This is a genomic window from Mycobacterium sp. (assembly GCF_965229105.1).
Classification (GTDB): Bacteria; Actinomycetota; Actinomycetes; order Mycobacteriales; family Mycobacteriaceae; genus Mycobacterium.
Genome location: NZ_OZ245858.1, coordinates 2,111,709 through 2,125,248, shown reverse-complemented (window position 1 = coordinate 2,125,248; position 13,540 = coordinate 2,111,709). Strand labels below are relative to the sequence as shown.

14 protein-coding genes are annotated in these 13,540 nt (G+C 66.6%); 4 read left to right on the top strand and 10 right to left on the bottom strand.

The window, feature by feature from the left end; genetic code table 11:
• Positions 1 to 125 precede the first annotated feature (125 nt).
• From ADBZ9O_RS10265 to ADBZ9O_RS10255, 3 genes are read right to left on the bottom strand one after another with little or no spacing between them, the layout of a single operon-like run.
• Positions 126 to 1,115 (bottom strand): NAD(P)H-dependent flavin oxidoreductase, encoded by a 990-nt coding sequence (locus ADBZ9O_RS10265; RefSeq protein WP_526530827.1) that lies wholly within the window; start codon positions 1,113 to 1,115, stop codon positions 126 to 128.
• A gap of 5 nt (positions 1,116 to 1,120) precedes the next feature.
• A complete protein-coding gene (locus ADBZ9O_RS10260) occupies positions 1,121 to 1,885 on the bottom strand; it encodes a 3-hydroxyacyl-CoA dehydrogenase (RefSeq protein WP_526530825.1) in 765 nt (254 codons plus the stop codon).
• Between the two features lie 57 nt (positions 1,886 to 1,942).
• A complete protein-coding gene (locus ADBZ9O_RS10255) occupies positions 1,943 to 3,040 on the bottom strand; it encodes a CaiB/BaiF CoA transferase family protein (RefSeq protein WP_526530823.1) in 1,098 nt (365 codons plus the stop codon).
• 136 nt (positions 3,041 to 3,176) lie between these two features.
• Between ADBZ9O_RS10255 and ADBZ9O_RS10250 the strand changes: the two genes are divergently transcribed.
• On the top strand, positions 3,177 to 4,001 hold the full coding sequence (locus ADBZ9O_RS10250) for an enoyl-CoA hydratase/isomerase family protein (protein WP_526530821.1): 825 nt from the start codon (positions 3,177 to 3,179) through the stop codon (positions 3,999 to 4,001).
• Positions 4,002 to 4,073: 72 nt separating this feature from the next.
• Positions 4,074 to 5,366, top strand: a complete 1,293-nt coding sequence (gene tet(V) / locus ADBZ9O_RS10245; protein WP_526530819.1) for a tetracycline efflux MFS transporter Tet(V) — start codon at positions 4,074 to 4,076, stop codon at positions 5,364 to 5,366.
• Between the two features lie 45 nt (positions 5,367 to 5,411).
• On the opposite strand, the gene ADBZ9O_RS10240 is transcribed toward tet(V), so the two are convergent.
• Genes ADBZ9O_RS10240 through ADBZ9O_RS10225 form a run of 4 tightly spaced genes read right to left on the bottom strand, consistent with a single transcriptional unit; the run spans position 5,412 to position 8,506 of the window.
• Positions 5,412 to 6,101: a CPBP family intramembrane glutamic endopeptidase gene (locus ADBZ9O_RS10240; protein ID WP_526533027.1), complete on the bottom strand. Its 690-nt coding sequence runs from the start codon at positions 6,099 to 6,101 to the stop codon at positions 5,412 to 5,414.
• 11 nt (positions 6,102 to 6,112) lie between these two features.
• Positions 6,113 to 7,285 (bottom strand): NAD(P)H-binding protein, encoded by a 1,173-nt coding sequence (locus ADBZ9O_RS10235; RefSeq protein ID WP_526530817.1) that lies wholly within the window; start codon positions 7,283 to 7,285, stop codon positions 6,113 to 6,115.
• Positions 7,286 to 7,343: 58 nt separating this feature from the next.
• A complete protein-coding gene (locus ADBZ9O_RS10230) occupies positions 7,344 to 7,901 on the bottom strand; it encodes a gamma carbonic anhydrase family protein (protein WP_526530815.1) in 558 nt (185 codons plus the stop codon).
• Between the two features lie 8 nt (positions 7,902 to 7,909).
• Entirely contained in the window at positions 7,910 to 8,506 is a 597-nt protein-coding gene (locus tag ADBZ9O_RS10225; protein WP_526530813.1) for a TetR/AcrR family transcriptional regulator, read from the bottom strand.
• Between the two features lie 91 nt (positions 8,507 to 8,597).
• On the opposite strand from ADBZ9O_RS10225, the gene ADBZ9O_RS10220 reads away from it, so the two are divergent.
• Complete coding sequence (locus ADBZ9O_RS10220) at positions 8,598 to 9,638, top strand: aldo/keto reductase (protein WP_526530811.1); 1,041 nt, start codon at positions 8,598 to 8,600, stop codon at positions 9,636 to 9,638.
• Between the two features lie 2 nt (positions 9,639 to 9,640).
• Here the strand turns inward: ADBZ9O_RS10220 and ADBZ9O_RS10215 are convergent, their stop codons facing one another.
• Entirely contained in the window at positions 9,641 to 10,606 is a 966-nt protein-coding gene (locus tag ADBZ9O_RS10215) for a GlxA family transcriptional regulator (protein ID WP_526530809.1), read from the bottom strand.
• Positions 10,607 to 10,688: 82 nt separating this feature from the next.
• On the opposite strand from ADBZ9O_RS10215, the gene ADBZ9O_RS10210 reads away from it, so the two are divergent.
• A complete protein-coding gene (locus ADBZ9O_RS10210; RefSeq protein WP_526530807.1) occupies positions 10,689 to 12,047 on the top strand; it encodes an MFS transporter in 1,359 nt (452 codons plus the stop codon).
• Here ADBZ9O_RS10210 and ADBZ9O_RS10205 read toward each other — a convergent pair.
• Together ADBZ9O_RS10205 and ADBZ9O_RS10200 are read right to left on the bottom strand one after the other, a co-directional pair.
• Positions 11,955 to 13,142 carry an ABC transporter permease gene (locus ADBZ9O_RS10205; protein ID WP_526530805.1) on the bottom strand — a complete coding sequence of 396 codons (1,188 nt, stop codon included), beginning with the start codon at positions 13,140 to 13,142 and terminating at the stop codon, positions 11,955 to 11,957. The two genes, ADBZ9O_RS10210 and ADBZ9O_RS10205, sit on opposite strands and share 93 nt — an antisense overlap.
• A gap of 15 nt (positions 13,143 to 13,157) precedes the next feature.
• Positions 13,158 to 13,445 (bottom strand): nickel-binding protein, encoded by a 288-nt coding sequence (locus ADBZ9O_RS10200; protein ID WP_526530803.1) that lies wholly within the window; start codon positions 13,443 to 13,445, stop codon positions 13,158 to 13,160.
• Between the last annotated feature and the right edge of the window lie 95 nt (positions 13,446 to 13,540).

Below are 13,540 nucleotides of genomic sequence, written 5' to 3'. Positions count from 1 at the left end.
CTCGCCCAGGTGCGTTACCTCTCTGAGGTAACGCACCTTTTCTATGCGCTGATCCGGTGTCGAGAATGCGCTGAGGGCTGTGAATCTTCCTCGATCCACAGCCCTCAACACAGTCTCGCGTCCTGTTACGAGTGGACGGCCACCGACACCATGCCGGCCAGGCGGCCGGTGATCAGCTCCTGGGCCTCGGCCACAATCCGCGATACCAGCTCGTCGACCGTCGGAATATCGTTGATCAGGCCCATCGCGGTGCCGACGCTCCAGATCCCGGCGTCGACGTCGCCCTCGTCGTACACCCGACGCCCGCGGACCCCGGCCACCAGATCCTTCACGTCCTCGAACTGACCGCCACCCTTGAGGATCTCGACGACCTCGCGTGACACCACGTTCGACGCGACGCGGGCGGTGTTGTGCAGGCTGCGGAAGATCAGCTCGGTGTCTGTCTCCTTACCCGCGACGATAGCTTCCTTGACGTTCTGATGGATGCAGGACTCGACCGTGCACATGAACCGTGAGCCCATGTTGATGCCGTCAGCACCCAACGCCAGCGCCGCCACCAAACCGCGGGCATCGGCAAACCCACCCGAGGCGATCATCGGGATCTCGATCTGCGCAGCGGCCGCCGGGATGAGCACCAGCCCGGGGATATCGTCCTCGCCGGGATGGCCGGCGCATTCGAAACCGTCGATGCTGATGCCGTCGACACCCAGGCTTTGCGCCTTGACGCCATGGCGGACCGAAGTGCATTTGTGCAGCACCTTGATCCCGTTGTCGTGGAACATCGGCAGATGCGGCGCCGGGTTGGAGCCGGCCGTCTCGACGATCTTGACCCCGGAGTCGACGATGACCTGGCGATACTCGTCATACGGCGGCGGGTTGATCGACGGCAGGATCGTCAGGTTGACCCCAAACGGCTTATCGGTCAGATCGCGCGTGCGGGCGATCTCGTTGGCCAGATCGGCAGGCGTCGGCTGAGTCAGTGCGGTGATGAACCCCAACGCTCCCGAGTTTGCCACGGCCGCAACAAGTTCCGCGCGACCTACCCACTGCATACCGCCCTGGGCAATCGGATGCTCGACCCCGAACGCCTCGGTGAACTTCGTCTTCAGGCCCATGGTGTCTACCTCGGCGCCATCCGGATCGCGCCGTCGAGGCGGATGACCTCGCCGTTGAGCATCGGGTTCTCCACGATGTGCACGGCCAGCGCGCCGTACTCGTCGGGATCACCGAGCCGGGCCGGGTGCGGCACCTGCTTGCCGAGTGAGGCCTGCGCCTCTTCGGGTAATCCGGCCAGCAGCGGGGTCTTGAACAGCCCGGGCGCAATGGTCATCACGCGGATCAGCTCACGCGACAGGTCGCGGGCGATGGGCAGTGTCATACCGACCACGCCGCCCTTGGATGCCGAGTACGCAGCCTGACCGATCTGGCCGTCGTATGCGGCGACAGACGCGGTGTTGATGATGACGCCGCGCTCCGCTCCGTTTTTTCCGTCGATCGGTGTCGTTCTTGCGATCCGCTCGGCCGCCAGGCGCAGCACGTTGAACGTGCCGACCAGGTTGACCTGGATGACGGCGTTGAACCAGTCCAGCGGGAAGGGTCCGTCCTTGCCGAGGGTCTTGACGGCATTACCGATACCAGCGCAGTTGACGTTGATGCGCAGCGGGCCCATTTCCTCGGCGATATCGAGGGCGGCCGAGACCGATTCCGGGTCGGTCACGTTGGCCTTGGCGAACCGGGCCCGCGGGCCGAGTTCTGCGACGACCTCTTCACCCTTGAGGTCGATCACCACCACCGATGCACCCCGCTCAAGCAGGCGTTTGGTCGTCGCCAGGCCCAGACCCGACGCCCCGCCGGTCACTACGGCTACTGAATCCTTGATCTCCACGTGCAGGTAATCCTTCCGTCGCTATCGACCTACTGGTTGGTTGGGACTATATCCGGTCTATTCAGCAGCCGACGCCCAGTCCCTGAGCACTGCGTCGTTATCGGCTCCGGGCACCCGCGGCGGCGTGGGTGTGCCGGGCGCGCTGCGCGAGAAGCGCGGGGCGGGCCGCGGCTGCAGGCCATCGGTGCCGCTGTCGTAGAAGGTGTCGCGCTCAGCGATATGCGGCTCGTCGAGCACCTCACCGAACGACAGCACCGGCGTCACGCAGGCATCGGAGGTGGCGAATACCTGCGCCCAGTGGTCCCGGTCGTGCTTGGCGATGGTCTCGGTGAAGACCGCCCGCAGTTCCGGCCAGCGGGCCATATCGTTCTGTCCGGGCAGCTCAGCGGCATCGAGACCCAGCTTGGCCAGCAGTTCGGCGTAGAACTGCGGTTCGATCGCACCGATGGCGATATAACGGCCATCGGCGCATTCATAGGTGTCGTAGTACGGCGCACCGGTATCGAGCATGTTGGTGCCGCGCTCGTCGGACCACAGACCGCTGGCCCGGAAGGCCCACATCATCTGGATCAGCACCGAGGACCCGTCGACCATGGCGGCGTCGACCACCTGACCCTTGCCCGAGGTCTGCCGCTCGAACAGCGCCGAAAGGATGCCGACCAGCAGGAACATCGAGCCGCCACCGAAATCGCCCGCGATATTCAGCGGCGGCACCGGGCGCTCACCCTTACGTCCGACCGCGTGCAGCAGGCCGTTGAGCGAGATGTAGTTGATGTCGTGACCGGACTGCAGCGCGCGGGGTCCGGTCTGGCCCCAACCGGTCATCCGCCCGTAGATCAGGCGTTCGTTGACGGCCGCGCAGTCCTCGGGGCCGAGGCCGAGACGCTCGGTGACGCCTGGCCGGAATCCCTCGATCAGCACATCGGCTGCTGCGACGAGCTTGAGGACCAGTTCCTTACCCTCGGGCGATTTCAGGTCTGCGGTCACCGAACGGCGGTTACGCAGCATCGCATCGCGGGCCGGGACCGCGGCGGCGGTCGGGCGTTCCACCCGCACCACGTCAGCGCCGAGATCGCCGAGGATCATCGCCGCGTGTGGGCCGGGCCCGATCCCCGCCAACTCGACAACCCGCAATCCGTCTAGTGGTCCCGCCATGGTGCTGCCTCCAAGTTGTCTCAAATGAGGTCCGTCACGAAATGCCGTCATGCCCGCGAGGGCATCTTCTCAACCCGAGTCAACCAACCGGCGGGTGGGCTGCAGTTTGGCGATCGGAGGTTTCTATGGTGTCTGTATGACCACCACAGAAGATTCCGGCCTTGACGCGCTCGAAACGGTCGACGGCCTGATCGTCTCCTTGACCGATGGCGTGCTGTCGGTGACCATCGACCGGCCCGACAGCCTGAACTCGCTGACGGCGCCCGTGCTGACCGGTTTGTCCGAAGCCTTCGAACGGGCGGCGACCGATCCACGGGTGAAGGTGGTCCGCCTCGGTGGTTCCGGCCGCGGCTTCAGCTCCGGTGCGGGTATCGGCGCCGATGATGCCGGCAGCAGCGAGGCAGGCGGCGATCCCGTCGACACCCTGTACATGGCCAACCGTGCCGTGAAGTCGATCGTGGATATGCCGCGGCCGGTCGTCGCGGTGGTCCAAGGCCCGACCGCTGGCGTCGGTGTCTCCCTGGCCCTGGCCTGCGATCTTGTCTTGGCTTCGGACAAAGCCTTTTTCATGCTGGCATTCACCAAGATCGGGTTGATGCCCGACGGCGGCGCCTCGGCCCTGGTGGCCGCCGCGGTGGGTCGGACCAGGGCGATGCGGATGGCATTGCTGGCCGAACGGATCAAGGCCGACGAGGCGCTGGACTGGGGACTGGTCAGCGCGGTCTACCCGGCCGATACCTTCGCCGCCGACGTCGACGCGGTGATCGCCGGCCTGCTCACCGGCCCGTCGCGCGCGTTCGCCAACAGCAAGAAGGCCATCAACGCCGCAACGCTGACCGAGTTGGACAACGCACTGCAACGCGAGACCGACGGTCAGATTTCACTGCTGTCGGGTAACGACTTCCGCGAAGGCATCAAGGCGTTTCAGCAGCACCGCGCGCCTTCTTTCACCGACACGTAGACCCCCACGGGTACGGGCTGCGGCCCGAAAATCGTTGGACGCCAGCCCACCCGGTCGGCGACCATCATCAGCATGGGGACAAATACCGACCATCAACCGGATGCACGCGAATTACGCGTGCCCGGCGGCTGGCACGTACTCGCCCCGTTCCAGTTTCACGAATACCGGTTGCTAATCTCCGCGGTATCGATCCTGATCCTCGCCGAGGGCATGTGGACCGTCGTGATGACGCTGCAGGTCATCGCACTCGACGACGACCCCACCTCACTCTCGCTGGTCGCGACCTGCATGGGTGTCGGCCTGGTGGCGTTCGTTCTGATCGGCGGTATCGCTGCCGACCGGTTCCCGCAACGCGCCATCATCATCCTGGTCGAGGCGGTGAATTTTGCGGCGGTCGCGGCCGTCGCGGTCTTGGGCGTAATCGGCGAACTGCGGCTGTGGCACATGGCCGTCGCTGCCTTCATGCTCGGTGTCGGCGCGGCGTTCTTCTTCCCGGCCTACAGCGCATACCTGCCGCGGATCCTGCCCGCCGAACAACTGTTGGCCGCCAACGGAGTTGAGGGCGCGATCCGCCCGACACTGCAACAGGCGATCGGGCCTGCGGTGGCCGGTGTGCTGATCGGCGCGACGTTCCCGACGCTGGGCTCGATCACGGTGGCGACGCTGTTGGGTATCGCCCTGCTGCTGCTCATCGCCACCCGTCCGGTGCAGGGACCGCCGGCGGCCGAGGTGCAACGATCGCATCCGTTGACAGACTTGCGCGACGGCCTGCGCTTCGTGGCCCAGACCAGGTGGCTGCTGTGGACGGTGCTGTTCGCCAGCGTTTTCGTATTCGCCGTCATCGGGCCGATCGACGTGCTGTTGCCGTTCATCGCCCGCGAGCGCTTCGAACACGGCGAACGGATCTACGGATTCATCTTGGCGGCGTTCGGGATTGGCAGCGCGCTCGGTGCACTCGCGGTGTCATCGCGTCGGCTGCCGAAGCGCTATCTCACGGTGATGATGCTGATGTGGGGTCCCGGCGCGCTACCGCTGGTGGTGGTGGGCTGGACGGATTCGTTTGCCTTGATGGCGGTGGCAGTGTTCATCGTCGGCGTCACCGACGGTGCGGGCAGCGTGATCTGGGGAACGCTGCTGCAGCGACGGGTGCCGCCGGCAATGCTGGGTCGGGTCTCGAGCCTGGACTTCTTTGTCTCACTGGCATTCCTGCCGTTGTCGATGGCAGTCGCCGGTCCGCTGTCGAAGGTGGTATCGATGCAGACCATCTTCCTCGTCGCCGGTATCGCGCCGGTGGCACTGGCCGCGATCGCTTACCTGGCGGCGCGGATGCCCCACGACGAGCTGGCCCACCCGCTGCACTCGTGATTTCGGCGCGCTGAGCCGCGCTCAGCGCGGGTTTACGCGCCAAGATCACAGACCGAACAGCGGTGGCAGCGCCAGCACCATCACCAGGCCCCACACCAGGTGGGTGAGCACCGGCGCCAGGATTCCCCCGGTGGCCCGGCGCTCCAGCGCGCAGATCGCGCCCAGGATGATCGCGGCAAAACCGAGCATCGGGTTACCGCCGGCGGAGGTGGCCAGCGCGTACAGCACGGTCGAGATGATCACCGGGTGGTGCCTGCCCAATGCCGGGTAGACCGCCCCGCGGAAGAACATCTCCTCGGCCACACCGTTGACCAGGGTGATCACCACCACCAGTGGCAGGCTGCCCTTGTTGGCGAATTCCAATACCCGGGTGATGTATTCGGCGATCGGCGGGATCTCTCGGGTGATCAACGCGCCGACCACGAACACACCACCGAGCGCCAATCCGACCAGCGCACCGGTGACGACCGGACGTCGTTCATTGCCGCGCCAGCGGACGCTGCCCAGATGCACCGGCCCCGATAGCAGCGCCCCGGCAGCCCATACCGCAGCCAACCCGAACGTCAACCAATAGAAGCTGGGATCACCGGGTTTGCGCGAGAGCGAAAAGCTCAGTAGCGCTGCACCTATCACGATCACCGCGACGACGACGATTCGGCGCCGTTTCACCACCGTAGGTGTCTCCTGATGTGGCGGAGCCACATTGGTGACTACAGCGAGCATCTCGTCGCGCATGCTGGTGTCTGTCACGCAGGATCCTCCTTCGGTATCAGCCCGACCAACAGATCAAGGCCGGTGCGAACTGCGCCTGCGACGGGCCCGGGTACCGACGACAGCAGACGCAGCGCAGGCCGCGCAATCGGCAACACGAAGGGGCGGGCGAGCTGGCGCAGCCGCAGCACGTCGCCACCGGCCCAGGACGCGTCACTATCGGCCAGGTCATGCGGGTCGGCGAGCTGGTCGACGGGCCGCGGCGGTGGTGAGGCCACCGCCGCATCGATAGCGTCGTCCAGGGCGGTCAGGCCACCCGGCGGGTCAGGGACGACCGCGCTCAGCAGCGATGCGGACGCCGTCATCGGATAGTCCAGCGACTCGATCAGATCCACGGCCAGGCCACTGGGCACCGGCACGACCGCCCCGGCCACCTTGTTGATCACCGTTTTGGTCAGGAGCGCCTGGTGAAAAGCGCTGATGGGCAAGCCCGCTCGCAGAGTGCGGGCCGCGCGCACGTAGCTCCCGATCAGGCCGCCGTAGGTGGTGGTATCGGGTCCGACGATGTCGTAGGCACCGGCGGGCACCAGCTCGGAATCTGCGGACGCGACCAGATAGTGCAGCACGTCCCGGATGGAGATCGGATCGATGGCGTGGCCGGCGAAGGGCGGTAACGGGATCAGCGGAAGCCGGTCCCCGACGTACCGCACCATCTCGAACGAGGTGGATCCGGCACCGATGATGACCGCCGCACCCAGCCACACCACTTCGGGACCACCCTCGACGGTCAGCGCCTCGGCCACTTCGGCGCGGCCCGCCAGGTGCTCCGACAGTGTGTCCTCGGTAGGGACGAAACCACCGAGGTACACGATCCGGCCGACGCCGGCCTCCTTGGCGGCGATGGCCACCGACTCAGCCGCGGCGTTATCGCGTTCGCGGTACCCAGGTTGCCCGATGCCGTGCACCAGGTAGTAGATGACGTCGATCGTCCCCAAGGAACCCTCAGGCCCGAACGCCCGAGCCACCGAGTCCGGGTCGTCGGCGTCCAGTTCGATACCCGTGACCTTGTCGTGCCAGCCGAACCCGGCCAGCTTGGCCGGGTTACGGGTGGCCACGACGACGTCGTGCCCGGCGTCAAGCAGCACTCCGACAAGCCGTGAGCCAACGTAGCCAGTGGCGCCGGTGACCAGAATCCGCATTGATTTCACTGTTGGGGGTTACCCACCGGAGCGCACCTTTGACTGTGACATTCGCCCGCCCTGTCGCCTAGGCCTCGGAATCGGCCTGGGGTGACCCGATCGCACCCCGGTGCATCTCGGCCAGATGCCGGTACACCTGCGCGTTTGTCGCATTACCCGCCACCTCCTCGTCGCTGAGCTCACGACGGATCTTGCCCGGTACACCGGCCACCAGCGAGCGCGGCGGCACCACCATGCCCTGCGGGATCAGGGCACCGGCGGCCACCAGCGATCCCGCGCCGACGATCGCCCCGTTGAGGACGATGGCGCCCATCCCGATCAGGACGCCATCCTCGACCGTGCACCCGTGCAGCACCGCGTTGTGCCCGACGGTCACGTCGGCTCCGATGGTGGCCGGGAAGCCGGGGTCGACGTGGATAGTGGAACCGTCCTGGATATTGCTGCCCGCACCGATGTCGATCGGTTCGTACTCGGCGCGCAGCGTCACCGAGTACCAGACGCTGGCCCCCTCGGCGAGGCTGACCTGGCCGAGCAGGCTCGCGTTCGGGGCCACCCACGCCTGGTCGTGCAGCTGCGGGGTCTGGCCGTTCACGGTGAGAATCAGGGGCTCGGGCATGGCCGACATCCTAGGTGTCACCGATTGACGAACACACCGGCGGTGACCGCGGCCAGCGCGGCATCGACGGCCCGTTCGGCATCCGTGGCGGCCAATGGCTTTGTGTCGGTGAGGAATTGGTAGTACAACGGCGCCGAAACATAGCGGATCACCTCGGCGGCGTCGGTCCCGGCCGGCGCTTCACCGCGGGCGACGCCGTCGGTCACCACCGGCGCCAATTCGGCCAGCCGCGCCGCATAGAAACCGGCGAGTGCATCGGCCGTCAACGGATCACATGCGGCGGCGGCGATGATCGCCTTGAACAGCCTGCCCTGACGCCGATCGGCGAGTGTCTGGCGGATCAGGACGGCATTGGCCAGAAGATCCCCACGCAGTGTTCCGGTATCCGCACGCGGCAGCGATGTTTCGGCCATATCGACCAGCAGATCGGCGACCAGCCCCGGCACCGTTCCCCACCTGCGGTACACGGTTGATTTTCCGACACCGGCCCGATTCGCGACTTCCGTCAACTCCACCGTGCCCAATCCGGAGTCGACCAGCAGGTCGGCGGTGGCGCGCAGTACCGCGGCCCGGACGGCAGCGGTCCGGCCGCCCGGTCTGCTCGGTGATGACATAGGCAGATCTTAACGGGAGAAGAGTTTCATTAAGGTCAACCCGGTGCTACCGTGAGGCTTATCGGGAATTCAGTCTCATTAAGGAGTGCGGGTGGAGTATCGACGGGTCGGCAGCTCAGGGCTGGTTGTCTCCGAATTGAGTTTCGGCGCTGCCACATTCGGTGGCCGTGGCGAGTTTTTCGGCGCGTGGGGCGACTCCGGGCCGGACCAGGCCCGGGCGATCGTCGATGAGTGTCTGAGTGCCGGCGTCACCCTGTTCGACACCGCTGACGTGTACTCCGATGGCGCATCCGAGGAGGTGCTGGGCACGGCATTGAAAGGTCGCCGTGATGATGTGTTGATCTCGACCAAGGCCGCGCTGCCTCTCGGTGGCGGTCCGACGGATTGGGGGACGTCGCGGTCACGTTTGATCGGCGCCGTGGAAAAGGCACTCCGACGGCTGCAGACCGACCGGATCGACCTGTTCCAGCTGCACGGATACGACGCCTACACCCCGATCGACGAGGTCCTCCAGACCCTCGAGATGCTGATCCAGCAGGGCAAGATCCGCTACACCGGGGTGTCCAATTTCAGTGGCTGGCAGTTGATGAAGTCCCTGGCGGCGGCCGACGCCGGGCATCGTCCGCGCTACGTCGCGCACCAGGTGTACTACTCGCTGCTCGGGCGGGACTACGAATGGGAGCTGCTGCCACTCGGCCACGAAGAAGGTGTCGGCGCGCTGGTGTGGAGCCCGCTCGGCTGGGGCCGACTCACCGGCCGGGTCCGGCGGGGACATCCGCTGCCGGAACTCAGCCGCTTACACAAGACGGCCGACGCGGGCCCGCCGGTGCAGGATGCGGTGTTGTACGACGTGGTCGACGTGCTGGACGCGATCGGCGCAGAAACCGGTAAGTCGGTTCCGCAGGTGGCATTGAACTGGCTGTTGCGCCGCCCGACGGTGTCGTCGGTGATCGTGGGTGCGCGTGATATCGGCCAACTACGGGACAACCTCGGCGCGGTGGGCTGGAAGTTGACCGAGGAGCAGGTCGCCCGCCTCGACGCGGTCAGCCATCGGGAAGCGCCGTATCCCTACTTCCCGTATTTCCGGCAGGAGGGTTTCACACAGATCAACCCGCCGCTGTTGCGCCGCTGACCTCACGTGCCCTGATAGACCTTGCGATAGCTCGACGGTGACATCCCGAGACCGCGGCGCAGGTGATGGCGCAGGTTGCCGCCGGAGCCGAGGCCGGACAGGCGCGCCACCTCGTCGACGGGCAGGTCGCGTTGCTCGAGCAGCTCGCGGGCCTTGTCGACCCGCAGATTGCGCACCCACACTCCGGGCGACTGGCCGGTCTCCTCACGGAATCTGCGGTTGAACGTCCGCGGGCTCATCCCGGCGCGGCGGGCCAGCTGCTGCACGCTGAGCTGTTCATCGAGGTGCTCGGCGGCCCAGGCACGGGCGCTGGCTGTCGAGGCGTGATCAGCCGGCGGTAGTTGGCGGTCGATGAACTGAGCCTGCCCGCCTTCGCGCCAGGGCGGCACCACGCAGTATCTGGCCACCGCATTCGCCACCGCGGCACCGTGATCGCACCGAATGATGTGCAGGCACAGGTCAATTCCCGCGGCCAGGCCGGCCGACGTCAGGATGTCACCGTCGTCGACAAACAACACGTTCTCGTCGATCTCGATATCAGGGTGCAGCGCACGGAGGTCGGCGGCGTGCTGCCAGTGTGTGGTCGCCCGCCGCCCGGCCAGGCGTCCCGCCGCCGCCAGCACGAAGGCACCGGTACAGATCGACACCATCCGGGTGCCCGGCCTGATCGAGGCGAGGGCCGCCGCCAGTGCGGGAGTCAGCACGCCGTCGACGCGGGCAGGTGCGAACCGCGTGCCGGGGATGACGACGGTGTCGGCGGTCGCCAATGCATCGACACCGGCATGGGGCAGTAGATCGAACCCTGTTGTCGCGGCGACCGGCCCCTCGGTCAGGCCGCAGGTGATGACCTCATAGAGGGGGGTGCCGTCGGCGGCGACGGCGTGGGAGAAGAGCAGCGGCGCGATCGCCGCGTCGAAGCCGACAACAGGCGGCAGAAGGAGCACCACCACGCGATGGGGTCGGGACATCTCACGAGTTTGGCATGTTTTTAACGAATGTCGTCATTTATGCCACTAGCCGTCGGGATCACCTTTCGGAGATAGTCGACCGGTGAGTGTGAAACCCGCCGATATCCGCGCCTCCCCGCGTCTGCACTGGGCCTGGGTGGTGGCTGCGGTCAGCTTCATCGCGATCCTCGGGGCCGCGGGTTTCCGCTCGGTGCCTGGGGTGTTCATGATGCCGCTGCACATGGAATTCGGCTGGTCACATGGCGTCGTCGGGCTCGCGATGTCGGTCAATATGGCGCTGTTCGGCCTGACCGCGCCGTTCGCCGCGGCGCTGATGGACCGCTTCGGGGTGCGACCGGTGCTGACCGTGGCGCTGGCGCTGATTTCGGCGGGCAGCGCACTGAGCGTGATGATGACGGCCAGCTGGCAGCTGGTCCTGCTCTGGGGTGTGCTGGTCGGTACCGGCACCGGCGCCATCTCGATGGGGTTCGTCGCGACGATCGCCACCCGCTGGTTCGATGCGCGCCGCGGGTTGGTCACCGGTGTCCTGACTGCGGCCAGCGCCACCGGCCAGCTGATCTTCCTGCCGGTCATCGCCCGGGTGACCGACCACCATGGTTGGCGCTGGGCGTCGATCATCGTGGCGGCCGCCGCCATCGCCGTCGTGCCGCTGGTGCTGGTATTCATGCGAAATTGGCCGCACGACAAGGGTTTAGGAGCTTACGGGGCTGAGCCCGAGGTGCAGACCGGCTCCGCCGAAAAGACGCGGCCGCCTGGGAGCAGCTTCGGCGCGGCGTTCGGCGGTCTCCTGCTCGGCGCCAAAGTCCCGGCGTTCTGGCTACTGGCCGCCAGCTTCGCGATCTGCGGGATGACCACCAACGGCCTGATCGGTACACATTTCATCCCGGCCGCCAACGACCACGGAATGCCGACGACGGTGGCCGCCGGATTGTTGGCGACCGTCGGCGTGCTGGACGTGGCAGGCACGGTGTTCTCCGGCTGGCTGACCGACCGCGTCGACCCACGGTTACTGCTGGTCATCTACTACCTCGGTCGTGGCGCCTCGCTGGTCGCCCTGCCCGTGCTGCTTTCCCCGCATGCCGAGCCGGGCACCTGGGTGTTCATCATCTTCTACGGCCTGGACTGGGTGGCCACCGTTCCACCCACCATCGCGTTGTGCCGCAACTACTTCGGCGCTCGAACGCCGATCGTCTTCGGCTGGATTTTCGCCGCACACCAGCTGGGGGCCGCGGTGGCCGCAGCCGGCGCGGGCTGGATCCGCGACCTGAGGGGCGATTACGACCTGGCGTTCTACCTGGCCGCCGGCCTGTGCGTCATCGCCGCGCTGCTATGCCTGTCCGTGCGACGGTCAGCTGAACTTGCGGTAGACGACCATCTCTCGGGACAGGACCCGGCGCAGACTGGGCTCGCGACTGCAGGCGACCGCGAGCACGGTCAATAACAGCCAGAGGATCACCGCACTCGCCAGTACCATCGCGAACGCCGCCCAGGTGCCGCCCTTCATCTCGGCGGCGGCGGTCTGCCTGGCCCACAATCGCCAGTAGATCATCAGGTTGACCGTCAACCCGACACCGTAGGACACCACGAACGAGAATAGGAACGGCAGCCAGGTGCCGTCCCCGAGTCGAGCCGAAAGTGGTTCGTGCCGAATCGGATACACCACCGAAAGCACATTGCCGACACCCAGCCAGATGAACACCATGGTGATCAGCTGATCGATCAGCGCCACCGGATTTCCGTACCCGGTGATGGCCAGCAGTCCCACCACCGGCAGTCCGGCGACGGTGACCAGCGCGGCCATCGCGAGGTTCTTCGACACCAGGATGCGCCACAACCGCTCACCGCCGGCCAGCGCGGCCCTGACCCGTTGGGCCTCGAAACACAACGCGTTGGTGCAGACCACGCTGCCGACCACAGCGGAGAACAGATACAGCGTCAGCCTGGGCGCGTCATAACTTGCAAAACCCGTGATTTTGTAGGCAGCGACCAGCGAGAGACTGATGGCCAGCGTGATCACCAACCGGAGCAGGATCGACCGCGGTTTGTCGGCCCACACGTGCCGCACCTCGGCGCGGATCCGTCGGCCGAGATCGCGCAGTACCGTACTCACACCACCGAAGACGTCCCGCCGACCCCCAGCGCGTCGCACCCCATCCGCGGCCACTCGGTTGGCTTCCGAGACCGCCAGGATGGCCTCGGCCACCGCCACCCTGGCCAGACCGACAGCGACCACAGCATCTGCGCCGGTGTGCTCCGGCAGCGACGTCCCGCGGACCTTTGCGGCTCCCTGCAGGTAGTCCTCGGCGCGCTGTTGCCAATGCGGGGACGCGCCGGCAGCCGCAATATCGCCGCCGACGGCACCCTCTGCCGATGTCAGCTGTGCCCCGGCCTTGGCGACCACCTCGGTCAGCGCGCTGCCGTCATCCCACTGCGCCTCGGCCACCGCGGCGTCGATCCGGGCCAGGTCCACCACGAGCGACCGGAGTTCTTCCAGCGCGGCGGATGCCGCCGCGGACGGGTTGGCCTCCGAGGTCATGGACCTACTGAACCACTACTCCGTCGTCGACGCGTCCGCGGTGTCCGGACCGATCTCGGCGCTCACGGCGGTCACCCGGTCGGCGGGGAAGCCGCCGCACCGCGCGTGCTCGCGGATCGCGTCCTCGCTCTCTGCCTCGTGGATGCAATAGAACGTGTCGCCGGCGACATAGCTGGTGACCCACCGATACGGCACCCCCAGGGACGCGACGGCCGCGTTGGACTTCGCCGCGATCTCGGCGAGTTCGGCGGCACTGAGTTGGCTTGCCCCCGGAATGTCCCGTTCGATGACGAAACGCTGCACTGAATTCTCCTGTCTGCGTGGCTGCCGGCGACGTCTGTCACAGGCGCCGAAACGGTGACAGCAAGTCCTGAAACATTCGTGAACCAGGACATTTC

Coding starts and splice junctions, on each gene's coding strand:
- ADBZ9O_RS10215 (WP_526530809.1), bottom strand. CDS start 10,606: ATGTCCCGACCCCATCGCGTGGTGGTGCTCCTTCTGCCGCCTGTTGTC.
- ADBZ9O_RS10255 (WP_526530823.1), bottom strand. CDS start 3,040: ATGGCGGGACCACTAGACGGATTGCGGGTTGTCGAGTTGGCGGGGATC.
- ADBZ9O_RS10265 (WP_526530827.1), bottom strand. CDS start 1,115: ATGGGCCTGAAGACGAAGTTCACCGAGGCGTTCGGGGTCGAGCATCCG.
- ADBZ9O_RS10240 (WP_526533027.1), bottom strand. CDS start 6,101: ATGCGCGACGAGATGCTCGCTGTAGTCACCAATGTGGCTCCGCCACAT.
- ADBZ9O_RS10205 (WP_526530805.1), bottom strand. CDS start 13,142: ATGACCTCGGAGGCCAACCCGTCCGCGGCGGCATCCGCCGCGCTGGAA.
- ADBZ9O_RS10225 (WP_526530813.1), bottom strand. CDS start 8,506: ATGTCATCACCGAGCAGACCGGGCGGCCGGACCGCTGCCGTCCGGGCC.
- ADBZ9O_RS10230 (WP_526530815.1), bottom strand. CDS start 7,901: ATGTCGGCCATGCCCGAGCCCCTGATTCTCACCGTGAACGGCCAGACC.
- ADBZ9O_RS10250 (WP_526530821.1), top strand. CDS start 3,177: ATGACCACCACAGAAGATTCCGGCCTTGACGCGCTCGAAACGGTCGAC.